We start from the raw sequence: 25,010 nt of genomic DNA, 5'->3' as shown, positions 1-25,010 counted from the left end.
CTTATTCCTCCGCCGCATCAGATTTGGGTTTCGGGGTGGCGGCCAGCGCCTTCAGCAGCGCCGGGTCCTGGGTGATTTTCGCCATCAAATCCTCGGCCCCGGTTTTCCCGTCCATATAGGTCATCAGGTTGGAAAGCTGGGTGCGCGCCTCCAGCAGCTTGCGCAGCGGCTCGACCTTGCGCGCAATCGAGGCGGGGGTAAAATCGTCCATGCTGTCAAAGGTGATATCGACAGGCATATTGCCCTCGCCCGTCAGCGTGTTGGGCACCGAAAAGGCCACGCGCGGCTTCATGGATTTCATGCGATCATCGAAATTGTCGATGTCGATTTCCAGAAACTTGCGGTCTGCCACGGCGGGCAGTGGCTCTTCCGACTTGCCGGAAAGGTCTGACATCACGCCCATCACGAATGGCAGCTGCATCTTCTTTTCTGCGCCGTAAACTTCTACATCATACTCGATCTGCACGCGTGGGGCGCGGTTTCTCGCTATAAACTTTTGGCTGCCAGCCATTGTAAAGTCTCCTTCCTGATATGTCGCCCGATCCCTGGGCTTATAATTACTTAATAGTCGCTGGACTCGCTAATCCCGCTGATCGTTGCAACCTGTTCCACGCCACCCGAAGCCATATCCTTCATGATGGTCATAAAGTCTGCCGAAACAAGCCTGCGCGCGCGCTGCATCAAAAGCGGCACCGGGCTTGAAGGCTCATAACGGGCATAATACTCGCAAATGCGATCAATCGCACGTATTACATCATCGTTTGAAGCGATTGCGCCACCACCACCGCCGCCGGTCGGGCGCGGGCCGCCACCGCCGGTCGTGGCCGGGGCATCATCGCCGGCTGCCGGGGCCTCGGCCTCACCGCCGCCAAGCGCCTTGTTCACAGCACCCTGGGCCTTGAACAAAAGCTTGTCGAGCGCCGAAAGATCGGGGCTTTGGCTGGAAATGCGCGCATCGAGCGTTTTGCCAAGCTGCTTGAGCGCATCGCGTGATTTCGCAATGCCCGTGCGGATGCCATCCATCTGCTCGGGGTCGGTATCGGCAAAGGCACCGTTGATGATCGCCGTGGTCGGCACCTCGTCCATATCGGCGGCGGGCGGGTTTTCACCCTCGGCCACCTGCACATGGCGCAGACCGAAGCGGCCCATCCCGCGTGAAAGCGTCAGCGGCGCCCAGCGCACGGCGCGCAGCACGGTATCGGTGCCGACAAGCCCGCGAATGGCGTTCACACGCATGGTCGGGTCATCGTCATCATCGGCGTCGAGCATGGGATGCACCGTGTCCCAATACATGTCGAGCGCGCGGTCGATATACTCCATGACCTTGCCGAACGCAGCAAAACCTTCGGTATGCAGTGCCGCTTCGGCCAGAATTACCGCAATGCGCAAATCCTTGCTGCGGCCCAGAAGCTCCAGCGCGCGCTTGCCCACATCGTTGAAGTCAACCGCTTCGCCCGCGATAACAGCATCGCCAACCTGCTGTTCATCCTTGGGCTTGGCCAGGGTTTCAAGCTCGACAAAATCCGGGTCATATTCCAGGTCTTCGCCGCAAGGCGAGTCCCCGTCAAACGGTGCGATGAGGGCTTCTACATCAATATTCAAGCCGACGTTCCCCTAGGGCAGAAATTATTGTTGGGCGGAAATCCGCCATAATGCGGCTATCCTAAGCGGAAATTGCCAATTTGGGAAAGCATTTTATTCCACAAAATTTTCACCGCCGCGGCCAACTTCGCCTTGCAATCCTTGCGCATTGCCCTATGCGCAATTTCCTGTCTGGCGCGCGCTGATCGGGCCTCATCGTATCGACAGTCCCTTGCCGGGCCGCTAGACTGCGCGTGAATTTCAGAGGAGCGGTTTATGCGTTGGGCACTGGTTTTGATTGCGCTTGCAATAGTTACGGCACCTGCCGGGTGGTTTGGTGCCTATTATTTGCTGGGCCGCGATACCGCCACACGCGCCGATCTCGAGCAGGTTTCAACGGCACTGCGTGATTTGACGATCGATTTCAACAATTTGCGCCAGCAGGTTGAAATGCTCGAACAGCGCGGCGTTGGCGGGGATGAGACCATCACCTTTTCGGATGCGCCCGTCGCATCGGACAGTTTGCAAGACTCCTTTGCGCAAGTCGTGCTGATCGCCGACCGTCGCGAGGTGAACGAGGGGATGTCGACCGCATCGCCAAGCTATCTGACCAGCCTGTTCGGTCCACCCCGCACCGATCTGACGCAAGATTGCCAGACCATGACCAACCCGGTTCTGTCCGGCATGTTGCGCACCGAAAATGTGGGGCCGATCAATGTGCAGATGCTGGAACCGGCCATCATCTCACTGCGGCAGGTGTTCAAGAATGTCGAAATTTTCGAACCCGAGCTTTATGCGCGCATCCGTTCTGCCGGCAGCCTGTGCGTGCGGCTTATCCGTGGCTCGGACAGTTCGGTATCCACCCATAGTTTCGGGCTGTCGCTCGACCTCAATATCGACGGTGTGACCGATACTTTGGGCGATGACCGCACCCAATTGGGCCTGATTCTGCTGTCGGAGTTCTTCCAGCGCGAGGGCTGGTATTGGGGGGCGGGCTTTGGCCGCGAAGATTCGATGCATTTCGAGGTTTCGCGCGAAAAGGTCGAGCAATGGCGCCGCCTTGGCCTGTTGCCCGATGAGGCTGCGGTGGCGGCGATCATGTCAGGGGCCGCGCCCGCGCCCCAGTAATCAGCCCCCCAAAAAGGGCCGGTAACTAGCCCATTTCGCTGAGAAATGCGCGGCGCGCGCTGTCGCTGTCGATATGCCCGGCAAGGCTTTCGCACAGCTCGGCGCGGTTGCGGCAGGTCTTGGCCGTGCGGCGCACCAGCACCTTGGCAATAGGCCCCAGATGCGGCAGCAGATATTGGGTCATCGCATCAAGCGTGGCCTCATCCAGCCCCAGCCCGCCCTGGGTTTGCGACCCGCCAAGCATCGCCTTTACCGCATTGCGGAACTTTTCGCGCTGCTCGGGGGTGATCTCGGCCGAAAGCTTGTCAACCAACTGGTCGGTGGACGAAGTGCTGGAGGAAACCTTGCGCATCAGATGCTTGGCAATCGGGCCGATCTGTTCGGCCAAAAGCCGCTCGATCTTTTCCATCGCCGAGCGCGGCATCAGATCGGCCATTGTCTGTGACATTGGCGCGGCGGGTGCGGCACTGCGCGGGGCGGCCACAATCGTGCGCTCCATCGATTCCATTGCCTGCGCGTCGAGCGTGCGCATGGCTGCGTTGATCGCGGCGGCGAAATCGCGCGCCGTGGCAAAACGTGCGGCGGGCTCCACCGCCAGCGCGCGGCGCATGATGTCATCGAGGCTTTGCGGCAGCTCCGGTGCAATGTCGAGCAAAGCCAGCGCATTGCCCGACATGACCTTCTGGCTCAGCTCGCCAAGCCCCGAGGCCTGAAACGGCTTGCGCCCGGTCAGAAGCTCGAAGAAAATCACGCCCGCTGCAAACAGATCGGCCCGCGCATCAACCTGCTGGCCGGCGAATTGTTCGGGCGACATGTAATCGGGCGTGCCGATCATGCCGCCATAGGTCGCCCCAAGCGATTCGACCCGCGCCACACCGAAATCGGCAATTTTCAGGCGGCCATCGGGCAAAAGCAGCGCATTGGCGGGCTTCACATCGCGGTGGATGATGCCAGCACCGTGGATCGCATCGAGCCCGGCCAGCATCTGCACCATGATCGACTGCGCTTCACCAAGCGGCGGCAGGGGCGGGCGGCGAAGGCGGTCGCCCACGGTTTCGCTTTCGATGAATTCCATCACCAGATAGGGCTGCGCATCCTGCTCCAGATAATCAAAAATCGTGACAAGATTGCCGTGCAGCACGCGCCCGGCGGCGCGCGCCTCGCGCGCGAACCGTTCCAGCCAGGCGGCGCGCTCGCTATCGCTCATCAGATGCGCATGAAGGGTCTTGATGGCCACGGTGCGGTCGATATCCGGGTCATGGCCCTTATAGACCACGCCCATTGCACCTTCGCCCAATACCGAATCGACACGGTATTTCCCGACACTTTGCGGCTGTTCCGCAGGCATGTTCACCTCAAATTTCTGCGTATGCGCGTTAGTCGTCCAGCAATTTCATGGCCGAATCAAGCGAGCGTCGCATCCGGTTGAACGACACAGACAACGAGGAAATTTCATCCTTGCCCGGCTTGACGTAATCGGGTGCAGAGAAATCGCCCAGCGAGACCTGTTCGGCCATTTTGGACATAGTTGTCACAGGACGAATAACAATACGTGAAAGCAGCACGTTGATCACGATGATGACAATCGAGAATGCCCCAAGCACGGTGGCCACCAGCACGATGATCAGCTGTTTGGCGCGGGTGTCGGCCAGTGTCAGCGGCGCATAGATGACCTGTGCGCCAATGGTTTCGCCCAATTGCCAGCCAAAGCCGTTTTCGGTGCCGTAAAGATCGACCATCGCCGCCGGGGCAAGCGCCGGGTCGGAATGGCATTCAAGGCAGGATTCCGCGCCGACTTTCAGCGGAAAGGCCACAACACGCACCGGGCCGATTCCGTCGACCTCGCGCTCGACCGACACCGAGGCCAGATCGGGATTGTCGCGCAACTGGTTGATCAGCTCGGCCTCCCAGGGCTCGGCCAGGTCATCGGGGTTGGTCGGGTTCAGCGCGGCCTCTTTATAGTAGTAGTCGCGAAAGCTGCCCTGGAACTGTGCAAACACCGTTTGCGCCGAAAAAGACGGCACGCGGTGTGGCAGGAACAGAATGTCGTTATCGGCGGCCAGCAGCGGGGCGACCCCGGTCGAGGTATAGGCGCGCACGGCCAGCGCATTGCCGCGAATAATCGCAATCTCGTTTTCAATTTCGACAATCGCATTCTTGCGCGCCGCGACATAGGCAAAATATGACGCGGTTGTCATGCCGATCAAACAGGCAATTACAAGAACGAGGTTAAATTTGGTCCGCAAACGCATTTGCAACTATCCTGTCCGACGGTATCTTATAGTGCCGATGTGTATTAGAGTTTGTCGAATTTCGCTAGCACGGATTCCGCCTGCACCAGGAATCCGGTCATTATCTGGAGCTGTCATGCCTTTGCTACGTATCCTTTGCCTTGCATTTTCAACCCTGATCCTTGGCGTTTCAGCCTATGCACAAAGCGATGCGCCGCGCGTTGTCGCCGTGCTGATTTCGGCCGATGCCGACAACAGCCGCATCGAACGGCTTGCAACGGCGCTGCAAGGGGTGAATGCCGAAACCAAGATCGTGGCCGCCCCAAGTGATTCTGAAATGCGCGCCCTGTTGCAAAGCTTTGCCAATATTGCGCTCGAATCAGATGTGGTGATTATCTATATCGATGCCCCGATCCTGAAACTGGGCGAGCGCGGCTTTGTGGCCACGCGCGGGCTGACCTTGCCGCGCGCCTCGGCGCTGCTCACCCGTGCCGTGCCGCTTTCGGCCTTTGCACGCGCCGCGGCTTTGGCCGGAAATGGCGGGCTGGTCATGGTGGGCGCACAGGATTTTGGCGGCACTGTTCCCAGCGGTGCCACGCAAGCCAGCGCCGCGCCCGGCCCGCGCAACGGCCTGGCCCCGATTGTGTTCATACCCCAGGGCGCGGCCGATAGCGCCATCGCCGCGCTGGCCATTGCCCTTGAAAAACCCACGGTCGAGCTTGGTGACATGATGGCAACGCTGACCAGCATCAACGATGTCACGCAATCCCAGACCCTGCCGCGCCCGGTCGTGCTGCGCGCACCGCCTGTTGTGAGCCGCACGCAAACCCCGGCCCCGCCCGCAGCACCACCGGCCACCACGCAGCCGCAAACCACGACCGCCCCGGCAACCGCCGCAGAGGCACCCGCTCCAGAGGAATCCGCCCCGGAAGCTGCGCCCGAAAATGGCAATACTGCCGGCCTGCCGCAGGTCAGCGCCGAAGAACTGGCCGCCCAGCAAACCGCGCCCGCCGGTGCAACGCCGCGCGCCGTGTCGCTCGAAGAGCTGCAAGCGTTCGAAAACAACCTGTCGCGCAGCGACAAGCGCGAAATCCAGCGCGGTTTGCGCGCGCTTGGCTTTTATCGCGGGCTGATCGACGGGCTGTTCGGCCGCCAGACCAAAAGCGCCATCGAGGCCTATCAGGAATCTATCGGCGCAGAGCCGACCGGGCTTCTGACCGAAGACCAATTTGCCGCGTTTCATTAGACGTGCTGCTTGGCACTTGGCGTGCCGGGGTGTATCATCGGGCATTTCGTGCTTTTTATTAGCCTTGGGCGGACCAGATGTTTTTGAAGCGAATAGTTTTGGTGCTGCTTATCGCAACGGCGCCAGCCGGTGCATATGCCGCAAACCGTGTTGCTTTGCTGATCGGCAATTCCAATTACGACAATCCCGACCTGAGCCTGCGCAACCCGGTCAATGATGCAGAGCTTTTGGCCCAATCGCTGCGCGACCTCGATTTTGATGTCACCGTCGTAACGGATGAAGACCGCGACGGGATGCAGGCCGCCATAAACGATTTTGGCGCTGCCGCTGAAGGGGCCGAAATGGCCGTGTTCTTTTATGCCGGCCACGGTGTGCAGATTGACGGTTCCAACTACCTGATCGGGCGCGATTTTTCGGGCAATGATGTTGATGCCCTTTTGGCCGGGGGGTTGCCAATGGGCGCGGTCCGCGACGTGCTAACCGTTGCCAAACCGGAAATCGGCATTATCATCCTCGATGCCTGTCGCAATAACCCGTTTGTTGAAGCCGGCACGGTGCCCAAGGGGCTGGCGCGCAGCCAGGGCGGCGCGGGGCTGCTTCTTGCCTATTCCACCGATCCGGGCAATGTGGCCTATGACGGGGCGGGCAACAATTCGGTCTTTGCCGAGGCGCTGGCCAACAATCTTCCAACTGACGGGCTTGAAGCACGGCTGATGTTCGGACGGGTCCGCCAGGAGGTGATTCTCGCCACACGCGGCGCACAGGTGCCCTGGGTGGAAGAGGCAACCCTGGGTGAGCATTATTTCGCCAATCCGGGGGACACACCGGCGGTGAATGTCGCATCGGCGCGCGAAATGCAGGTCTGGCGCGAAATTTCGGTGCGCAGCGATATCGAGCCGTTCGAGGCATATATTGCCGATTTTCCCGATGGCATGTTCCGCCAGTTTGCCGAAGATCGTATCCGGATGCTGCAACAGGCACGGCTTTCCGGGTCGCGCGCGGGCCAGACCAGCGGCGAAATTCTGGCCAATGCCGAGCCGACCCGCGTGGCGGCCGCGCTGGAAACCCTTGGCTTTCTGACCGACACGCGCAGCCTGAGCATCGTCACCCAGAACAGCCTGACCAGCGCTTTCGATGTGTATCGCGCCCAGCTTCTGAACCCCGAAACCGCTACGCCGGAAACGCTGTATGTCGATGCGGCGCGCATGACCATGTTTCTGGCCGCGACCACGGCGCAGCAGATCCGCACCGATATTGTGGCGCTGTCAGCCATAGACCGCACATTGACGATTGCGCGCGATGCGCTGCGCCAGATCGAAGATATCGCCGCCAGCAACCCCGATGCCCTGCCGCTGCTGCAACAGGCCCGCGCCGATGTCGATGCCATTTCCGCATCGCAAAACGAGGTGCTGGCCCGGCTCGACGCGACGCGCACCTACTATCAAAGCCTGCTTGACAACGCCTATGAAAACTTCCCCGACGAAATCACCTACGATCTGATGGACGTGCAGGGAACATCGGGCGGCCTGTCCCGGCTTCAGGAAAGACTCGCCCGCGATGCCGAACAATTCGTTCGCCATGTGCAGGGGCTAACCCCAGAAAACAAAGGAACATATGCATGGCTTATCGACTTTCTGCCAAAAACCTGACCCTTGCCATTCTGGTTGGAACAACCCCGCTTGCGGGCTGCGCGGTGAGCTTTGGAAATACCAATGCATCCGATGTAAGCACCGCACCCGAGGGGGCAACCGCCTCCGAGGTGGAGCTGCGTGAACGTGCCGCCGCCATGCAGCGCACCGTCGTCGAGGCGATTGCCGCCGGTGGCCTTGCGGGGGCCGCGCTCAACTTTGTGGTCGGCAACCGGACGCGCGGAACCAATCTGGGCTTTGCCGGCGCGTTTACAACCGGCGCCGTGCTGGGGGGCGCTGCGGGCAGCTATGTGGCCTATCTGCAAGACCAATACGCCACGCGCGAAGACCAGCTTGAACGCGTGCGCGCCGATTTGCGCGCCAACAACGCCGAAACCGAGGCGACGCTTTCGGTCATGCGGGTGGTTCTGGCCAACCAGACCGAAGAGCTGAACCGCCTGCGCGCCGCGGTTGCCGCGTCATCGGGTGAATCTGCGGCACTGGCGCGTGAGGTGAGCGAAGCGCGCGCCAACCTCAACGAGATGCAGCGCGCGCTGGAAGGCGCACAGGCCCGGCGCACCGAGCTTAGCCAAAGCCGAAGCCTGATCGCCGGCGCGCAGCCCGACCCGGCCTCGGATGCGGAAATTGCCGCGCTGAGCGAGCGTATCACCCAGATGCGCGCCGTGGCCGACGCGCTGGCCACACAGCTTTGACGTTGAAAGGATTTCAAATGAAACATGTTCTCATCCCGGTGGCGCTTGCGCTCCTTGCCGGTTGCGCCACCTCCGATGATCCGGCGGCTGGTGGCTTTTTCAACGGGGTCTCTGGCCTTGCGGGCGGGGGCTATCAGGCTCGGGTCGACGAGCGTCAGGCCGATGTGGATAGCGAACAGGCCCGCGCCGCCGCCCTTGCTGCACAGCAATCCAGCGTCGCGGCGCAAACCGCCTCGGTCGGCGTGCAGATAGACCAACTGCGCGACGAGCTGACCCGTCTGCGCATTCAAATCGCCAACCAGCAGGCAGAATTGCGCAGTTCGGGTGTTGCCATTCCGGCCTCGATGGTCACGCGCGTCAATGCGGTGGTCAACGCCTCGCCCGGTGGCGCCAATGATGCCGAGCGGCTGGCGAATTTGCAGGCCGCAATCGCCAATGCCCGCGCCCTTTCAGCCGATCTTGCACGGCTTTCAAGCTAGGGCGGATACAAAAACCCCGGCGCTGGCTTTGGCCGCGCCGGGTTTTGGCGTTTCAGCCGCGCGTCTGGTTACAACAGAACCTGAATTTCGACACGGCGGTTCACATCACCGTCCGGGTTCGCCGGGTCTTTCAGGCGCGCCTCGCCCATGCCAACCGCTTCCAGCCGATCGGCGGGAATGCCGCAGCTGTCTATCATATAACGCACCACTTCGCGCGCGCGCGCCGTGCTTAAGGACAGGTTGTATTCCACCGATCCGGCCGCATCGGTATGGCCGATGATCTGGTATTTACCCTCGCCGCCCGCGGTCTGGATTGCGCTGCACAGGGCCTGAACCTGCTCGCGCGATTCCGGTTTCAGCAGGGCCGAGTCAAACTCGAAGAAAATCGTCAAATCAAGCACCAGCTCTTCGGGCAGGGCTGCGGCGCCATCACCGGCGGCCACGGCTTGCGCATCGCCCGCAACTTCGGTGCCAACCGAAATGCCGGCATCGGTTTCAGGGGTCGATTCGGTTACAAATTCCAGCGTGCGCGATGTGCCAAGGTTGATTGTGCTTGTCTCGGCCAAGGCCTCGCGCTGGGCCTGCAGAAGGGCCAGAATATCTTCTGCGGTCATTTCCTGGGCAATGCTTTGGGCCGTCATCGCGCTAAATGCAGCAACGCAGGCTACGCTATAAAGTCGCCATTTCGCCATTGTAATTCTCCATTTCAATCCGCCCAATATAGGGTATTTTTACGCCATAAAACAGGGGGTATGCAAAATTACCCCTGTCCTGGTCACTTGTCTGTTACCAGATAACGCCGTGTCACCATCGTTGTGCCAAGCTGCAAGAACGCAGCTTTTTCACGAAACGCATCCATGAAGGCCGAAACCGATTCCGCGCGCGGGCGCAGCCGGTCGAACAGGGGCGTGTCGCTGACGATGGCCACAACCATATTCGTGCCCACCGGCTCGACCACGTTAAAGCCCAGTTGCGATGTCGACGCCTCGGCGACCGGCCATGTCAGGCGCACGCGGCGCAGCGCGCCATCAATCTCACCCAGGCGCACAAGGTTGTTTTCCGGGCGTGCCATATGCGGCAGCAGGTGAAACACCTGACCCTCCTGATCCACGTAAAACGCGGTCAGATAGCCCACGGCGCTGGCGGGCAATGTCACGTCGATCACCGGGTTTTCGCCCAGATAGTAAACCCCGTCGCGCGCCTCGCCCTCGCGGTCTCCGTAAAGAAAATCGAGGTTTACAACAATGCTCGACCGGCTTGGCAGCAGATTGTCGACCAGACAGACCGGCTCGTTCAGCACCGCAAGGTTAAAGTCAACCGCGCGCCCGTCAAGCACATCATCCAGCGCCGTGCGCAGCACGTCGATATCGCCCTCACGTGCAATAATGCCCGAAACGGCAAGCCGGTCCGTGGCCTGCAGCGCCACGCCATCACCGCCCGAGGGGCGCAACGGGCCGCAGGTTTCATAGCGCTTTATGGCGGCTTCAACATCGGCAAGCGCCAGCGGCTGGCTTTCGCTGCGCAAAGCAATGCTCACGGTCATGCCCGCTGATGTGGCGGCGGCGCGCAGGCCGGCGCTTACTGCGTCCGATTGCGCATCATCCTGTGCAGTGCCTTCTATCCTTGCGTTCAACCCGTCAACGGCGAGCGACCATTCCGGCAGGGGGCGGGCCGCGGCGACAAGGGCGGCCAGACGTGTCTCCCAATCGGAAATCGGCGCGCCCGAGGCGTTTTGCAGATCACCCGCATCCGTGGCCAGGCCAAGTGCGCTGCGCAGTTCTGCCGCCGCCTCCGGGCCTTGCACAAAACCCTGCACCTGCAAATTTCCCCCGGCGAAGCGCGCTTCAAACTGCCAGTTCTCTTCAATGGGGAATTGCGGGCCAAAGACCATTTCCTTGCCGGGGCCAAGGCCAAAATACCAGCCGCCACCGCCAATCGCCCCCAAAAGCAGCAGCACGAACAGCCATTTCAGCCCGCCACCCTTCCGCCCGGTCGATGTCGGCTCGGCGGGCAGGCTTACCGCGCCGCGCCCGGTTTGCGACTGATACGCCCCCGGCGTGGTGGTCACGCGCGGCGCGATCACCGTTGCTTCACTATCCGGGGCGGGTGCCCCGCTGCGCAACGCCTGTATGACAGCAAGGGCCGATTGGAACCTGTCTTCTGGGCGCGGGGCGACAAGCCGCGCGATCAGCCCGCCAAGCGGTTCGGGAATGTCGGATGTATCCACGGCCTTCATCTTGGTCTGGACAATTTCCATCAGCGAGGCACCAACCCCCATCGGCTTGCCCCGAAAGCCCGTCAGCAGGGTAATGCCAAGGCTGTAAAGGTCCGAGCGCGCATCGACCTTGCCATCCATCTGCTCGGGCGAGGCATATTGGTATTTGCCGGCAAACCCGTCACCCACCACGGTTTGCGCATTCTCGTTCACATCGCGCGCAATGCCAAAATCTATCAGCACCGCCTTGTCGGGCGAGCTGTCGCGCAAGATCACATTGTCGGGCGAAAGGTCGCGGTGGAAGGCCTTCTTGTCATGCGCGGCCTTCAAACCCTTGGCCACGCGCCCGGCGATTTTCATCAGGTCAGCCGGGGCCATCGGCCCTTTTTCCTTGATGATCTGCGCCAGCGACGGGCCTTCGATGAACTCCATCACCAGAAAGACAAACCCGCCATGCGTGTCGCTTTCAAGCAGGTCGTAATAGCGCACCACCGCATCATCCACGACCTCGTGCAAGACCGAAGCCTCGCGCCGCATCAGGTTGATGAAATTCTCATCCGCCGCAAATTCGCGCCGCAGAATCTTCACCGCCAGAAGCCGGCCCGTCACCTTGTTATGCGCGCGATACACCTCGCCCGTGCCGCCAAGCCCGACGAGCATGTCAATCACATAGGTGTTGTTCAAAATCTCGCCGGGCTGCAACGTGCCTCTGGTTTCAGACTCGTTCACCGGCGGGCTCCTTGGGCTGGTTGGCTGTTATCGGGTTCGCCCGATACTATAGGGCCGCGCCGCAACCTGCCAAGCGATTTGGCGTATAAAAGTGACGCAGCGGCACGGTTTATGGCCGCGATTACCCCCGCAGCAGCGGCAGGTTGAACGCGCTGCGCAGTTTTGCAAGCTGCGCAGCCCCGGCATCGGCGGCTGTGGGCAGCAGGGGCGGGCGTGTATTGGCCCAGCGCGCATCGCCTTTGGCCAGCGCCAGAAGCCGCTTCATATCGGCGATCTGCGTGCCGCCCTGCACAAGCAGGCGAAGCGCGCGGTTCACATCATGCCGCGCCTGCGCCCCGGCACCATCACCGGCAATCCACAGCGCAAAAGCCTCGGCCAGCCCTTCGGGGTTGATATTGGCGGTGGCGGAAATCGTGCCGCGTGCGCCCCGCGCCAGCGCATCGATCATTGGCAATTCCGAGCCGGGGAACACCGCCAGCCCCGGAATTTCAAGCAGGGCGGCAGTATTCTCCCAATCACCCGAGGAATCCTTGATGCCGACAATCTGCGCCGGAAAATCAGCGCGCAGCCGCGCCGCAAGGCTTGCCGGAATGCCAACACCCGCCACCTGCGGAATGTGGTAAAGCACGATGCGCGCATCATCGCCAATGGCGGCAATCAGCGCAGAAAAATAGGCATAAAGCCCGTCTTCTGGCACACCTTTGAAGTAAAAAGGCGGCAAAACCATCACCGCCGCACAGCCCATATCCAGGCATTTGCGCGACAGATCGGCGGTTTCGGGCAGGTTTGTCAGCCCGGTGCCCGGCACAAGCTTATGGGCGGGCACGCCGCCTGCGATGAGCCGCTTGATCGCCTCAACCCGCTCGGCGCTGGCCACCGAAAGCGCCTCGCCCGTGGTGCCAAAGGGCGACAGGCCGCCGCAGCCGCCTTCGAGCAGCGCCTTGGCATGGGGCAGATACAGGTCATGCGCGATGCGCAGATCATCATTGAACGGGGTCAGAATCGGGGCGACAATGCCCTTGGGAAGCGTCATGTCAAACCCTTGCAAAACCGCGCGATGCGCGCGCAAGCATCAGCCAGAACCTCATCGGCCGCAGCATAAGACACCCTGAAATGCGGGCTCAGCCCAAAGGCCGCGCCATGCACAACGGCGACGCCCGTCGCCTCGAGCAATTCGCGCACAAAATCCGCGTCACTGGCGATTTCTACGCCGCTTGGCGTGCGCCTGCCGATCAGCCCCGCAATGCTTGGATAAACGTAAAACGCGCCTTCGGGCGTGGGGCAGCTTAGCCCGTCAATCGCGTTCAGCGCCGCCACGACCAGATCGCGCCGCCGCAAAAACGCCGCGCAGCTTTCAGCAATATAGTCCTGCGGCCCATCCAGCGCCGCCACCGCCGCCCATTGCGAAATGCTCGAAGGGTTGGTCGTCGACTGCCCCTGCACCATGCGCATCGCATCAATCAAAACCTTCGGTGCGCCCGCATAGCCGATGCGCCAGCCGGTCATCGCATAGGCTTTGGACACACCGTTGAGCGTGAGTGTGCGGCCATGAAGCTGCGGTTCCACCTGCGCGGGGGTTACGAAGGTAAAACCTGGATAGGCAATATGTTCATACATATCATCGGACAGAATCCACACATGCGGATGGCGCAGCAGCACATCGGTGATGGCGCGCAGCTCGTCGGCCGAATAGCCAGCACCCGTGGGGTTGGAGGGCGAGTTGAAGATCAGCCATTTCGTGGCCGGGGTAATCGCCGCCTCCAGCGCCGCGGGGCTGAGCTTGAAGCCCTGTTCCGCCGGGCAGGGCAGCACCACGGGGCGTGCGCCGCACATCTCGACGATATCGGGGTAGCTCACCCAATAGGGCGCGGGGATCAGCACCTCGTCGTCCGCATTCAGCGTGGCCAGCAGCGCGTTGAACAGCACCTGTTTGCCGCCCGTGCCGACGATGATCTGGTCGAGGCCGTAGGTCAGCCCATTCTCGCGCGCAAACTTGCGCGCAATCGCTTCCTTAAGCTCCACAATCCCGTCGGGCGCGGTGTAGCGGGTTTTGCCCGCATCAATCGCCGCCTTGCCCGCCGCGCCAATATGGGCGGGCGTATCAAAATCCGGCTCACCCGCGCTTAGCGCAATAATATCGCGCCCCTCGCGCTTCAACGCCCCTGCCCGCGCGGTAATCGCCACGGTGGGCGATGGCTTCACCGCCGCCAGCCTGTCTGCCAGAAATGCCATAAATCCCCCTGAATTCGCGCGCGGATCGTGGCACAGGCCATTACGGGCTTCAAGCGGGATCAGCTTCGCCCGCGCTGCAAATCGGCGGGCAGGCTTTGCGCGCCAACTTCGCCCGTCAGCCTTGCGCGAAACACGAACACCGCCTCCATCACCCGTTGCACATAGTTGCGGGTTTCAGAGAAGGGGATGCTTTCGGCCCAGATGATCGGGTCGGCGCCGATACGCGGATCACCATAGTCGATGATCCAGCGGTCTACCCGTGTCGGGCCCGCATTATAGGCGGCGGCGGCCAGCAGGTATGAGCCGGTATAGCGCTCCAGCAGTTCCGCCAGATAGGCGCTGCCAATCTGGATATTGTAGCCCTGATCCGACAAAAGCCTATCCGCGTCATAATCCAGTTCCAGCCGCCCTGCGACCTCGCGCGCCGTATCGGGCATGACCTGCATCAGCCCGCGTGCGCCCACGCTGCTGATGGCGCGCGTATAAAACTCGCTTTCCTGCCGGATGATTGCCAGAGCAAGCTCCACCGGCACAGGCAGATCCGCCACGTCCCAATAGGCCAGAGGATAATAGGCCGACATGATCACATCGCCGTTGCGCGCATGGTTCTTGGCGATGTTCAGCGCCGCCTGTGGCATTCCCATTTCCATAGCAAGCTGCGCCAGTTTGGCGGCGTCATCCGGGCTGAGCGATTCGCTTTCATGCGCCATGAAACGGTGGGATTGCAGCACATCGCCCGCGAAATAGAGCAAGATCGCGGCGCGCACGGAATCATTAGTCAGGAAGCCCGCATCATACCATTCAATCGGGGTTGCGGGGCCGGTCAGGGCCGCATCGGCGGCCACGGCCCCCTCGACTGCGGCCAATTGCCCGTAGAAACTGGTCTGGTAGCGCGCGGCATTGGCAAAGGCGGCGGCGGCGGCCACCTCATTGCCCACCGTGCGCTCGGCCACACCCAGCCAATATCCGGCCCGCCCCTGGCTGATGGGAGAGGAGACCGCCCCCTGAAAGCGGGTGAAATGGCGCACGGCATCGCGGGGCTGGTCCAGCCGGGTAAGCGCGATATAGCCGGCCAGCCATTCCAGGTCGTCAAAATCATCGTTACCGCTGCTCAGCTGGTGCTGCGCGGCAACGCGATAGGCCTGTTCGGCATTTCCTTCGCGCAGCAATTGCCGTGCAAGGCTGCGCCGCGTTCCGGCCCAGAATGCCGGGCGGCCAAGGCTGGCGGCCGACATGCTGACACTGTCCAGAAGCTCCAGCGCGCTGGCCTCATAGCCGTTGCGCATCCGCCAATCAAACCGGTCGCGCGCCAGCCCGCCATCGGCAAGCTGGGAGGGGCTGAGCGCGGCAATCAGCGCATCCACCCCGCTGGCATCGGCCTGCAGGGCAATGCGCACTTCGGCCAGCTGGCGGGTCGGGGCATCGACCCGTTCAAGATAGCGTTCGGCCGCGGCCCTGTCGCGCTTCCACAACAGCCAGTCAAGCCGCGCGGCATCCTGGGCACTGGTGGTTTGCGGCCATGCGCTGCGCATGGCGGCCTCGTCATCGCTGCTCAGCTCCATGCTGCGCCAGGCTTCGGCGATCAGCACGGCACCATCTTCGGTGCGGCCATCGCGGCGGCGGGCATCGGCCAGGCGCATGATGCCGGTTGCGGTTTGCGGGGCGATGGCGGCGAAATAGGTCTCCAGCCGCGCCGGGGCCAGCCCTTCGGGAATTTCGCTTTCCGAGACCTTTGACATCAGCGGCAGGCCGGGCCAATCGGCATTCTCGGTCAGGAAATGCTCGTATTCCGCAAAACTGCCTTCACCGGCGCGCAAGCGAATCCAGTCGATGATTTCAACGGCGATATCGTCGGGGTTTGCGGCGGCCAGGCTGACCGCCTCTTCCCAGCGCCCGGCATTGGCCGCAGCCAGAGCGGGCGCAAAGGCGGCGCCGTTTTCCTGCGGCGATTGCGCCGTCGCCCCGCCCGCCGCCAATGCCAGCGAAAGGCCCAGACCAGCCGCCCGAAATTTCAATTTCCTCATCATCATCATTGTGCCCGGCCTCGATTTTATATGATTTGGGCATGTGATACCATGTCGCCGCCATATTGTCGCGGCACCAAAGCTTGCCCGCCGCTCAAATTTCTGTATAGCGTTCGCCTTGGTCAATTTTCCGCCGATTTTACCGCCCGGCCCAACCTTACGAGGCTTTCCGATGTTCTCTGGCTCACTCACCGCGCTTGTCACCCCTTTTGCAAATGGCAAAGTGGACAAGGCCGCGCTGAAGGCGCTGGTCGATTGGCAGATCGCCGAGGGCAGCAACGGGATCGTGGCGGTTGGCACAACGGGCGAAACCCCCACGCTCAGCCACGAGGAACACCGCGAAGTTGTGAAAATCATCGTGGAAACCGCTGCGGGCCGCGTGAAGGTTATTGCCGGTGCAGGCTCCAACAATACAGCCGAGGCGATTGCGCTGGCGCAATATGCGCAAAGCGTGGGGGCCGATGGCATTCTGGTTGTCACCCCCTATTACAACAAACCCACCCAGCGCGGGCTGGTGGCGCATTTCACCGCCGTGCATGATGCCTGTAGCCTGCCGATCATCATTTACAACATTCCGGGCCGCTCGGTGGTCGATATGCTGCCCGCGACAATGGCCGAACTGGCCCGCCTGCCGCGGATTGTCGGCGTGAAAGACAGCACCGGCGATCTGGCGCGCGTCTCCAGGCAGCGCATGGCCTGCGGGCCGGATTTCATCCAGCTTTCGGGCGAGGATGCCACGGCACTTGGCTTCAACGCCCAGGGCGGGGTTGGCTGCATTTCGGTGACCGCCAATGTCGCCCCGCGCCTATGTGCCGAATTCCAGGCCGCAATGGCAGCGGGAGACTACACAGCCGCGCTTGGCCTGCAAGACCGTCTGATGCCGCTGCACGAGGCCGTGTTCCGCGAACCGGGCGTGACGGGGGCCAAATTTGCCCTGTCGCTGCTTGGCAAATGCAGCGACGAGGTGCGCCTGCCGCTGACCACCGCCCTGCCCGAAACCAAGGCAGAACTGGAAGCCGCGATGCGCCATGCCGGGCTGATCAACTAGCGACGGCGCGAACAAAAAGGGCCGGCAGCTTCGGGATGGGTGAAGCGGCCGGCCAAGAAAGAAACGGGTTCTGGGAGGAACAAACCGTCGTCTATTCCGCATCGGTTTTACTCTGGGAGGAGCGAGCGCCGATGCGCGTTGATATCGGATTTACCCTGGGAGGAGCGAGGTCCGATATCTTCGATGTCGTGTGTTCGCCACGATCATCGGGTAACTGATACAGTTGGATTGATAGGCGGCCTCCTTATACGTTATGCGTGTTGAATTCGAGCGCGACCGACCTTGCGGCAATCGCGGGAATGTCGTCGCGCGCAAAGCCATTATCGGCCAGCGAACGGTCGGACAGTTTTGACATTTCATTGATCGTGGCGCGCAGGCGCGCCCTGCGCCGCACCGCCACTGGAATGCCGGCAAGGCTGCGCGCAAGTTTTGCGGCCAAGGTATTCGGCCCGCGCATAGCCCAGCCGAGCGTATTGTTTTTTGCGATCTGCATGGTGCCACCTTTTCTGTTTGCTGCGCTGCAATATTTATGCTGCACTGCGGTAGTAGTAGCGCGATATTCGCAGCGATCAAACACGCTCAATGCGCATAGGGGCGTTGCCCAACAGGAAAGGATGCCAGGATAATATGGACGTATCGTCGCAAATGCTGACTTTTGTGCGTGTTGTGGAGGCCGGCAGCATTTCTGCCGCATCAAGGTCGAGCGGGCAAACCCCCTCGGCGCTGAGCAAGCAAATCAGCCATCTGGAAGACCATGTCGGCTATCGGTTGCTGCACCGCACCAGAGCCGGAATTTCGCTTACCGAAGACGGCCAGCCCTTTTATGAAAAATGCCGCGCGGTTGCTGAAAAAGTGCAAGAGGCGGAAGAGCTGGTTCTGGCCTTTGGGGCGGCCCCGAAGGGGCAGTTGCGCGTTGCCACCAGCGTTGCCTTTGGCAAGGCGCAGCTCATTCCAGCATTGCCGCGCTTTTTAGAGCTTTACCCGGACATCAAGATCTCGCTCGAGCTGACCGACCGGCATGTCGACCTTGAAGCCGAAAAGTTTGACGCCGCCATCAGCTATGCCGAACAGCTTACCCACCCCGATGTCATGACCCGCAGAATCATGAAGAACGAGCGGGTTATCTGCGCGGCGCCCAGCTTTATTGCCCGCTATGGCGCGCCAAATTCGTTTGAAGACCTGGAAAATTTCAACTGTTTGCGCACATCCAACGGCATTGGCCGCAACGCCTGGCGCGCCGAATATGAAGGGGTGACCCATAATGTAAACGCCTCTGGAAATTTTGAAGGCAATAGCGGCAATGCCGTTTATATGGCGGCGCTTGCGGGCTTGGGCATCGCGCGGCTTTCCACCTATCTGGTTGCCGATAAAATTGCGTCGGGCGAGCTTGTCCGCCTGTTTCCGTGGTATACCCAGCAACATGCCGATGTTGCGGTAAATTTTCCCGCCAAGCGCAATCTGGCCCCCAAAATCCGGGTTTTCATTGATTATCTGGCCGCGCAGTTCCAGAAGGGCTAGCACCTGCGCCACACGCTGGCAGATGATTGGCGCGACTCACCAAATATGCTAGGTTATGCGCATTGAAACCTAGGAAATTTACAAAATGGCCGATCCCGATCCCGACACGCTCGTCAAGATAATCGACAAAGAAATACTCTTGCTGCGCAAGGTTTTTGACAAGATGCGCGGACTGGCAACCAGCGTTCTGGCGCTGCTTGGTCCGGTGCAGAGCGCGATCAACCTGCTTGTCTCCAAGCTCAGCCGGATCAAGAGCTTTGTGCCCAATCTGGTCAGTTCGGTGGCAAAGGGTCTGCAGAAATGCCTCAAGACCCTGGTCAAGACCGTGCCCAAGGCGCTGCGCCTTGTCGCCAAGACAATCGGCGACCTGCTCAAGGCGGTGCGCAGCAAGGTGCTGGCCACCATCATCCGCGCCTGGACCATTGCGCAGCGGGTTCTGGAAACAACGATCACAATGATCGTCACCACCATGAAAACGCTTCTGGACTGGGTGCGCCCGGTCGAACAGCTTGTTGGCGCGCTGCGCGGCGTAATGTCGGCGATCCAGACTATATTCGCCGAAGTTGTTACCATCATCGCGCAGCTCGATTTCATGAAGGTTATCAAGGCGATGATCAAGCGCATCCATGCCGTGCTGCAAAAAATGATGACATCCGTTGCCAGCCTGAAAAAACGCATGACCGAGGCCGCGCGCCTGCCCGCCTGAACCCGCCGCGCGCCGCTGCCACTGGACTTTGGCGGCGCGCGGCATTACATCCGCGCCAGTATGGCAGGTAAGAAATCAGACCCGAACAACAAGACCGTCGCCGAGAACCGGCGCGCACGGTATAACTATGCCGTTGAAGATACGCTGGAATGCGGCATCATGCTTGAAGGTTCGGAAGTGAAAAGCCTGCGCATCGGCGGGGTGAATATCGCCGAAAGCTATGCCAGCGTTGAAGATGGCGCGCTTTACCTGATCAACGCGCATATCCCCAGCATTGACCACGGCCGCACCTTTGGCCATGAGGAACGCCGCAAGCGCAAGCTGCTGGTGCATAAGCGCGAATATGTGAAATTCGCCAATGCCATCGGGCGCGAGGGGATGACGCTGGTGCCGCTGAAAATGTATTTCAACGACAAGGGCCGCGCCAAGCTGCTGATCGGCGTTGCCAAGGGCAAGAAACTGGCCGACAAGCGCGACATCGAGAAAAAGCGCGACTGGAAGCGCGAACAGGGCCGGCTGCTGCGCGAACGCGGCTAGGCGCTTGACAGGCCAACCCCTTGGCGCTAGCCCATGCGCAAGGGTGCAGGCCCCCGCCGTGTGCAGACGTTTGTCTTGGTGAAGCCCTGCCGGTAAAACCGTTTCCCCCCCTTGACGCCTATCGCCGGGTTGGCAATGCACGCCGCCGCCAATTTGCGAGACTGTTGAAAGAGCGCGGGATCATGTCGACCCCCCAAAACCCCTATACGCACGGCCCGCTCGGCGCGGTCTTTGCCAAAACCGCCCTGCCCATCATTCTGGTGATGGGCATGAACGGGCTGCTTGCCGTTGCCGATGCGCTGTTTCTGGGCCATTATGTTGGTGCGGCGGCATTGGGCGCGGTTACGCTGATGTTTCCGCTTTACATGTTCATCACCGCATTGGCGACACTGGTGGCCAGCGGCATGTCTTCCATTCTGGCGCGCCATCTGGGCGCGGGCCACATAAATGCGGCGCAGCGCGTCTTTGCCGGTGCGCATGGGCTGGCGCTGCTCATTGCCGCATTGCTGATTGTGGCTTTCTGGCAATTTGGCGCGCCGCTGGTGCTGCTCATCGCGGGCGGCAATGCCGCGCTGGCAACGATGGGCGCGCTTTATATCGGCATCATCGTCATGTTCACGCCGCTGGCCTTTGTGCTGGCGCTCAACTCCGATGCGCTGCGCTGCGAAGGGCGGATCGGGTTCATGGCGCTGGTTTCGGTGCTGGTGGCCTTGGCCAATATCGCCTGCAACTATGTGCTGATTGCCCTGCTTGATATGGGCGTGGCCGGGTCGGCCTATGGCACGGCATTGGCGCAAGGCCTGGCCTTTGGCGTGCTGGTGGTGTTCCGCCTGTGGGGGCGCACGGTGCTGCGCCTGTCGGCCCTGATGCAAAACAGCCTTGTTGCAGGCTGGCGGCGGATCATTGCACTTGGCGCACCGCCCAGCCTGAACTTCATGGGCATCGCGCTGGGGGCGGCGGCGATTATCGCCGCATTGCAACTGGTGCAAACCCCGCGCATGGCCGACACAATCGCGGCTTACGGCATTGTCACCCGCATCCAGACCTTCATGTTTTTGCCCCTGCTTGGCCTGAGCTTTGCCATGCAATCCATCACCGGCAACAATTTCGGCGCGCAGATGTGGCAGCGGTCTGATGACAGCCTGCGCATCGCCATCACCGTGGCGCTGGTCTATTCGGCCCTTGCGCAACTGGTGCTGAACCTATGCGCCCGCCAGATCGGCGCGGCCTTTGTGTCGGAAACCGTGGTGATTGACGAGGTGGCGCGCATCATGCCCGCGATGACCGCGCTCTACATTCTCGCAGGCCCGCTGATGATGATTGGCGGTTATTTTCAAGCCATCGGCGAAGCGTCCGGCGCCGCCATTCTCGGCCTGTCGCGCACCTATCTCTTTGTGCTGCCGCTCACGTTAATCCTGCCCCGCCTGCTGGGCGAGGCCTGGATCTGGCGTGTTGCCCCGATATCCGAGGCGCTGCTCCTGCTGCTTACACTTGCTGTGCTGGCGCAAACCGCGCGCAAACACGGGCGCAGGCGCGGACTATTCTTTGCGCGCTAGTCCATCACAGCCCACAATGCCTCGGCATGGTGGGCGATATGGTCGCGCATGAAGCTGGCGATGAAGAAATAGCTATGGTCATAGCCCGGCTGCATCCGAAACACGCCGGGCTGGCGGCGCGCGGCCATAGCAGCGGCCAGGGCTTCGGGGCGCAGCAGGTCCAGAAACTGGTCGTCGGTGCCCTGATCGATCAGCACCGTGCCCTCAAAACCCTTCTCGGCCATCAGCAGGCTGGCATCATGCGCCGCCCACAGGCTTTCATCCGGCCCCAGATAGGCGCCAAGCTGCTTGCGGCCCCAATCGCTTGCCACCGGGTTGGCGATGGGGGCAAAGGCCGACAGGCTGGCATAGCGGCCGGGGTTGTTCATGGCCAGCGTAAGCGCCCCATGCCCGCCCATCGAATGCCCGGTTATGCCATGCGCATCGCCAAAGGCGAAGTTGCGCGCCAGCATTTCGGGCAATTCGCGGGTTATGTAGCTGCCCATCTGGTAATGCGCCGCCCAGGATGACTCGGTCGCATCTACATAGAATCCGGCCCCCTGCCCAAGGTCGAAGGCTTCGTCATTGGCCACAGCTTCGCCGCGCGGCGAAGTATCGGGGAAGATCAGCGCCAGCCCGAATTCGGCCGCATGGGCCTGCGCACCGGCCTTGATCATGGCGTTCTCATGCGTGCAGGTCAGCCCCGACAGGAACCATAGCACAGGCACCGGCCCTTCGGCGGCCTGTGGCGGGGTGTAAACCGCGAAGGTCATATCACAATCGCAAACATCGGATCGATGGGCATAAACGCCCTGCGTGCCGCCAAATGCACGGTTCTTTGAAATGGTCTTCATGGGGCTATCCTTTGGCTTGGCCGCTGGCAGGTTTCGGCTTTGGGGCTTGGGCGGGATTGATGCGCACACGCGGCACGCTGCCCGTCGTCGCCACCTCGAATGCACCGACAGCTTTGAGCAGGTCGATCAGCTTGGCCTTGCCATAGTCACGCGGGTCAAAATCCGACTTCATCGCGCGGATTTTTTGCCCCAGCGCGCCAAGCGACATCCATTCGTCAGCCTCGCTTGCAGCCAAAACGCGGTGAATGATCGGCACTGCCTTGCTTGGCGGGCTCACCTTGCGCGCGGATTTCGTTGCCGGCGTGTCAGCCTGCACGGAGTCCACAATATTTTCGACGTAAATAAACTGGTTGCAGGCTTCACGAAAACTTTCGGGGGTCTTGCGTTCGCCAATGCCATAGACGATCAGCCCCTGTTCGCGAATCCGGCTGGCCAGTCGGGTGAAATCGCTATCGGATGACACAAGGACAAACCCGTCGAACCGGCCCGTATGCATCAGGTCCATCGCATCGATGACCAGTGCGATATCGCTGGCATTCTTGCCCTTTGTGTTGGCGTGCTGTTGATGCGCGACAAGCGCGAGTGCGCCAAAGGCCTTGTTCCAGCCATTCATATTCGCGCTGGAAAAATCGCCATAGACCCTGCGCACGGCCGCCTCGCCAAGGCCCGCGATCTCGTCAAAAATGTCGCTGGCAATGTCGGCCCTGATATTGTCCGCATCAATCAGAACGGCGAGCAGGCGTCGCTGTGCATCGCCGTTCTGGTCGGTTGCCATGCCTAACCCAACTCATTTACCGAGCTGATCACCTTGCCGAGCAGCCCGTAGTTCAGCGCCTCATCGGTGTTCAGCCAGAAATCGCGCCTGGTGTCCTGGGCAATCTTTTCGGGTGTCTGGCCCGTGGCCTCGGCGAAGAGTTTGTGGAAACGTTCGCTCATCCGGCGGATTTGCTCGGCCTGGATCTGGATATCGGAGGCCGAGCCGCCGATGCCGCCGCTGGGTTGGTGCAGCAAGAAGCGGGTATTCGGCAGGCAGAAACGGTTTTCGCGCGCAGCCCCCACAAAAATCAGGGCACCCGCACTGGCCACCCAGCCCGAGCCGATCGTGCGCACGGTGGGGCGGATGAACTTGATCATGTCATGCACCATGTCGCCGCTTTCCACATGCCCGCCGGGCGAGGAAATGAACATGTTGATCGGGTCATCGCTTTCTTCGGCCAGGGCCAGCAGATGCGTGACCGTGCGGCTGGCCAGCTTGTCATTGATCGCCCCGGTCACAATGACCGTGCGGCTTTTGAAAAACAGCTGCTCAACCGGTGTGCTGGCTTTTTCGTCTTTGGTTTCGGTTTCGTCGGTCATCATTCTGCCTTTGTTGTTCTACCGATTAAGTGGGGCATAAATGCGCGATGCACAACCTCCCCTGAACAGATTTGCCCGGGTGCGAAAGATATTTTCGATGCGGTGGCTTGCGCCCGGCCGGTTGATGCGGCGCATCAATACACCACCACCCCGCGGATGCTTTTGCCCTCGTGCATCAGATCGAAGCCTTTGTTGATGTCTTCCAGCCCCATTGTGTGGGTGATCATCGGGTCGATCTCGATCTTGCCATCCATATACCAGTCGACAATCCTGGGCACATCGGTGCGGCCGCGCGCGCCGCCAAAGGCCGTGCCGCGCCAGCTGCGCCCGGTCACAAGCTGGAAGGGGCGGGTCGAAATTTCGGCACCAGCAGGCGCCACGCCGATGATGATGCTTTCACCCCAGCCCTTGTGTGCGCTTTCCAAAGCCGTGCGCATCACCTGCACATTGCCCGTGGCATCGAATGTATAATCCGCCCCACCGCCGGTAAGTTCCACCAGATGGCCGACAAGGTCGCCCTTCACCTCGGACGGGTTCACGAAATCGGTCATGCCAAAGCGTTTGCCCATGTCGACCTTGCCGGGGTTGAGATCGACGCCGACAATCTGATCAGCCCCCGCCATGCGCAGCCCCTGAATGACGTTGAGGCCAATGCCGCCAAGCCCGAACACAATCGCCCGGCTGCCGATTTCCACCTTGGCTGTGTTGATCACCGCGCCAATGCCCGTGGTCACGCCGCAGCCGATATAGCAGATCTTGTCGAACGGTGCGTCCTTGCGCACCTTGGCCAGGGCAATTTCCGGCAGAACCGTGTGGTTGGCGAAGGTCGAGCAGCCCATATAGTGCAAAATCGGCGTGCCATCGAGCATGGAAAACCGGCTTGTGCCATCGGGCATGACACCCGCGCCCTGGGTTGCGCGGATTTTCTGGCAGAGGTTGGTTTTCGGGTTCAGGCAATAGTCGCATTCGCGGCATTCCGGCGTGTAAAGCGGAATGACATGGTCCCCCGGTTGCAGGCTGGTCACGCCGGGGCCGACCTCCAGCACCACGCCCGCGCCTTCATGGCCCAGAATGGCCGGAAAAGCGCCTTCCGGGTCGGCACCCGAGCGCGTGAACTCGTCGGTATGGCACAGGCCCGTGGCCTTGATCTCGACCAGAACCTCGCCCGCTTTCGGGCCGTCCAGGTTCACCTCCATGATTTCAAGCGGCTTGCCGGCGGCAAGGGCAACTGCGGCGCGTGTTCTCATCGA

At 61.2% G+C, this 25,010-nt stretch carries 24 protein-coding genes; 10 read left to right on the top strand and 14 right to left on the bottom strand.

Annotated elements, in window-relative coordinates; all coding sequences use genetic code 11:
• Nucleotide 1: 1 nt before the first annotated feature.
• A complete protein-coding gene (gene tssB, locus LGT41_RS06075; protein WP_274129221.1) occupies nucleotides 2–511 on the bottom strand; it encodes a type VI secretion system contractile sheath small subunit in 510 nt (169 codons plus the stop codon).
• A 50-nt stretch (nucleotides 512–561) separates the two neighbouring features.
• Nucleotides 562–1,602: a type VI secretion system protein TssA gene (gene tssA / locus LGT41_RS06070; protein WP_274129220.1), complete on the bottom strand. Its 1,041-nt coding sequence runs from the start codon at nucleotides 1,600–1,602 to the stop codon at nucleotides 562–564.
• Nucleotides 1,603–1,857: 255 nt separating this feature from the next.
• Between tssA and LGT41_RS06065 the strand changes: the two genes are divergently transcribed.
• Nucleotides 1,858–2,709, top strand: a complete 852-nt coding sequence (locus LGT41_RS06065) for a M15 family metallopeptidase (RefSeq protein ID WP_274129219.1) — start codon at nucleotides 1,858–1,860, stop codon at nucleotides 2,707–2,709.
• Between the two features lie 25 nt (nucleotides 2,710–2,734).
• Here the strand turns inward: LGT41_RS06065 and LGT41_RS06060 are convergent, their stop codons facing one another.
• Complete coding sequence (locus LGT41_RS06060) at nucleotides 2,735–4,057, bottom strand: serine/threonine-protein kinase (protein ID WP_274129218.1); 1,323 nt, start codon at nucleotides 4,055–4,057, stop codon at nucleotides 2,735–2,737.
• 28 nt (nucleotides 4,058–4,085) lie between these two features.
• Nucleotides 4,086–4,907, bottom strand: a complete 822-nt coding sequence (locus LGT41_RS06055; RefSeq protein WP_274129217.1) for a c-type heme family protein — start codon at nucleotides 4,905–4,907, stop codon at nucleotides 4,086–4,088.
• Nucleotides 4,908–5,076: 169 nt separating this feature from the next.
• Between LGT41_RS06055 and LGT41_RS06050 the strand changes: the two genes are divergently transcribed.
• The 4 genes from LGT41_RS06050 to LGT41_RS06035 all read left to right on the top strand — a co-directional run bounded on the left by LGT41_RS06050 (nucleotide 5,077) and on the right by LGT41_RS06035 (nucleotide 9,006).
• Entirely contained in the window at nucleotides 5,077–6,186 is a 1,110-nt protein-coding gene (locus LGT41_RS06050) for a peptidoglycan-binding domain-containing protein (protein WP_274129216.1), read from the top strand.
• Between the two features lie 77 nt (nucleotides 6,187–6,263).
• Nucleotides 6,264–7,835, top strand: a complete 1,572-nt coding sequence (locus tag LGT41_RS06045; RefSeq protein ID WP_274129215.1) for a caspase family protein — start codon at nucleotides 6,264–6,266, stop codon at nucleotides 7,833–7,835.
• Nucleotides 7,805–8,527 (top strand): hypothetical protein, encoded by a 723-nt coding sequence (locus LGT41_RS06040; protein ID WP_274129214.1) that lies wholly within the window; start codon nucleotides 7,805–7,807, stop codon nucleotides 8,525–8,527. The genes LGT41_RS06045 and LGT41_RS06040 overlap by 31 nt, the downstream gene beginning before the upstream one ends.
• A 17-nt stretch (nucleotides 8,528–8,544) precedes the next feature.
• Nucleotides 8,545–9,006: a hypothetical protein gene (locus LGT41_RS06035; protein WP_274129213.1), complete on the top strand. Its 462-nt coding sequence runs from the start codon at nucleotides 8,545–8,547 to the stop codon at nucleotides 9,004–9,006.
• Between the two features lie 68 nt (nucleotides 9,007–9,074).
• On the opposite strand, the gene LGT41_RS06030 is transcribed toward LGT41_RS06035, so the two are convergent.
• From LGT41_RS06030 to LGT41_RS06010, 5 genes are all read right to left on the bottom strand, one after another.
• The gene (locus LGT41_RS06030; RefSeq protein WP_274129212.1) at nucleotides 9,075–9,698 is read right to left on the bottom strand and encodes an OmpA family protein; all 624 of its coding nucleotides are present in this window, start codon (nucleotides 9,696–9,698) and stop codon (nucleotides 9,075–9,077) included.
• An 83-nt stretch (nucleotides 9,699–9,781) separates the two neighbouring features.
• A complete protein-coding gene (locus LGT41_RS06025; protein WP_274129211.1) occupies nucleotides 9,782–11,950 on the bottom strand; it encodes a serine/threonine-protein kinase in 2,169 nt (722 codons plus the stop codon).
• 121 nt (nucleotides 11,951–12,071) lie between these two features.
• A complete protein-coding gene (locus LGT41_RS06020; protein ID WP_274129210.1) occupies nucleotides 12,072–12,983 on the bottom strand; it encodes a dihydrodipicolinate synthase family protein in 912 nt (303 codons plus the stop codon).
• Nucleotides 12,980–14,182 (bottom strand): pyridoxal phosphate-dependent aminotransferase, encoded by a 1,203-nt coding sequence (locus LGT41_RS06015; protein WP_274129209.1) that lies wholly within the window; start codon nucleotides 14,180–14,182, stop codon nucleotides 12,980–12,982. The genes LGT41_RS06020 and LGT41_RS06015 overlap by 4 nt, the downstream gene beginning before the upstream one ends.
• A gap of 59 nt (nucleotides 14,183–14,241) precedes the next feature.
• Entirely contained in the window at nucleotides 14,242–16,215 is a 1,974-nt protein-coding gene (locus LGT41_RS06010; RefSeq protein ID WP_274129208.1) for a lytic transglycosylase domain-containing protein, read from the bottom strand.
• A 163-nt stretch (nucleotides 16,216–16,378) separates the two neighbouring features.
• Between LGT41_RS06010 and dapA the strand changes: the two genes are divergently transcribed.
• Complete coding sequence (gene dapA / locus LGT41_RS06005; RefSeq protein WP_274129207.1) at nucleotides 16,379–17,254, top strand: 4-hydroxy-tetrahydrodipicolinate synthase; 876 nt, start codon at nucleotides 16,379–16,381, stop codon at nucleotides 17,252–17,254.
• A gap of 244 nt (nucleotides 17,255–17,498) precedes the next feature.
• Here dapA and LGT41_RS06000 read toward each other — a convergent pair whose 3' ends face one another.
• Nucleotides 17,499–17,747, bottom strand: a complete 249-nt coding sequence (locus tag LGT41_RS06000; protein WP_274129206.1) for a YjiS-like domain-containing protein — start codon at nucleotides 17,745–17,747, stop codon at nucleotides 17,499–17,501.
• A 134-nt stretch (nucleotides 17,748–17,881) separates the two neighbouring features.
• On the opposite strand from LGT41_RS06000, the gene LGT41_RS05995 reads away from it, so the two are divergent.
• The 4 genes from LGT41_RS05995 (at nucleotide 17,882) to LGT41_RS05980 (ending at nucleotide 21,571) form a co-directional block, all read left to right on the top strand.
• On the top strand, nucleotides 17,882–18,772 hold the full coding sequence (locus LGT41_RS05995; RefSeq protein ID WP_274129205.1) for a LysR family transcriptional regulator: 891 nt from the start codon (nucleotides 17,882–17,884) through the stop codon (nucleotides 18,770–18,772).
• An 85-nt stretch (nucleotides 18,773–18,857) separates the two neighbouring features.
• The gene (locus tag LGT41_RS05990; protein ID WP_274129204.1) at nucleotides 18,858–19,478 is read left to right on the top strand and encodes a hypothetical protein; all 621 of its coding nucleotides are present in this window, start codon (nucleotides 18,858–18,860) and stop codon (nucleotides 19,476–19,478) included.
• A 60-nt stretch (nucleotides 19,479–19,538) separates the two neighbouring features.
• Nucleotides 19,539–20,015, top strand: coding sequence for an SsrA-binding protein SmpB (smpB, locus tag LGT41_RS05985; protein WP_274129203.1), 477 nt, complete (start codon nucleotides 19,539–19,541; stop codon nucleotides 20,013–20,015).
• 182 nt (nucleotides 20,016–20,197) lie between these two features.
• Nucleotides 20,198–21,571: an MATE family efflux transporter gene (locus LGT41_RS05980; protein ID WP_274129202.1), complete on the top strand. Its 1,374-nt coding sequence runs from the start codon at nucleotides 20,198–20,200 to the stop codon at nucleotides 21,569–21,571.
• On the opposite strand, the gene fghA is transcribed toward LGT41_RS05980, so the two are convergent.
• The 4 genes from fghA to LGT41_RS05960 all read right to left on the bottom strand — a co-directional run bounded on the left by fghA (nucleotide 21,568) and on the right by LGT41_RS05960 (nucleotide 25,007).
• Nucleotides 21,568–22,404 (bottom strand): S-formylglutathione hydrolase, encoded by an 837-nt coding sequence (gene fghA, locus LGT41_RS05975; RefSeq protein ID WP_274129201.1) that lies wholly within the window; start codon nucleotides 22,402–22,404, stop codon nucleotides 21,568–21,570. The genes LGT41_RS05980 and fghA overlap by 4 nt on opposite strands.
• A gap of 4 nt (nucleotides 22,405–22,408) precedes the next feature.
• Nucleotides 22,409–23,179: an NYN domain-containing protein gene (locus tag LGT41_RS05970; RefSeq protein WP_274129200.1), complete on the bottom strand. Its 771-nt coding sequence runs from the start codon at nucleotides 23,177–23,179 to the stop codon at nucleotides 22,409–22,411.
• 2 nt (nucleotides 23,180–23,181) lie between these two features.
• Nucleotides 23,182–23,763: an ATP-dependent Clp protease proteolytic subunit gene (locus tag LGT41_RS05965; protein WP_337993026.1), complete on the bottom strand. Its 582-nt coding sequence runs from the start codon at nucleotides 23,761–23,763 to the stop codon at nucleotides 23,182–23,184.
• Between the two features lie 131 nt (nucleotides 23,764–23,894).
• Nucleotides 23,895–25,007, bottom strand: a complete 1,113-nt coding sequence (locus tag LGT41_RS05960) for an S-(hydroxymethyl)glutathione dehydrogenase/class III alcohol dehydrogenase (protein WP_274129199.1) — start codon at nucleotides 25,005–25,007, stop codon at nucleotides 23,895–23,897.
• Nucleotides 25,008–25,010 lie beyond the last annotated feature (3 nt).

The organism is Abyssibius alkaniclasticus (assembly GCF_020447305.1).
GTDB lineage: Bacteria > Pseudomonadota > Alphaproteobacteria > Rhodobacterales > Rhodobacteraceae > Abyssibius > Abyssibius alkaniclasticus.
Note: the sequence above shows the minus strand (reverse complement) of the source record. Positions and strands in the feature narration are given on the sequence as shown.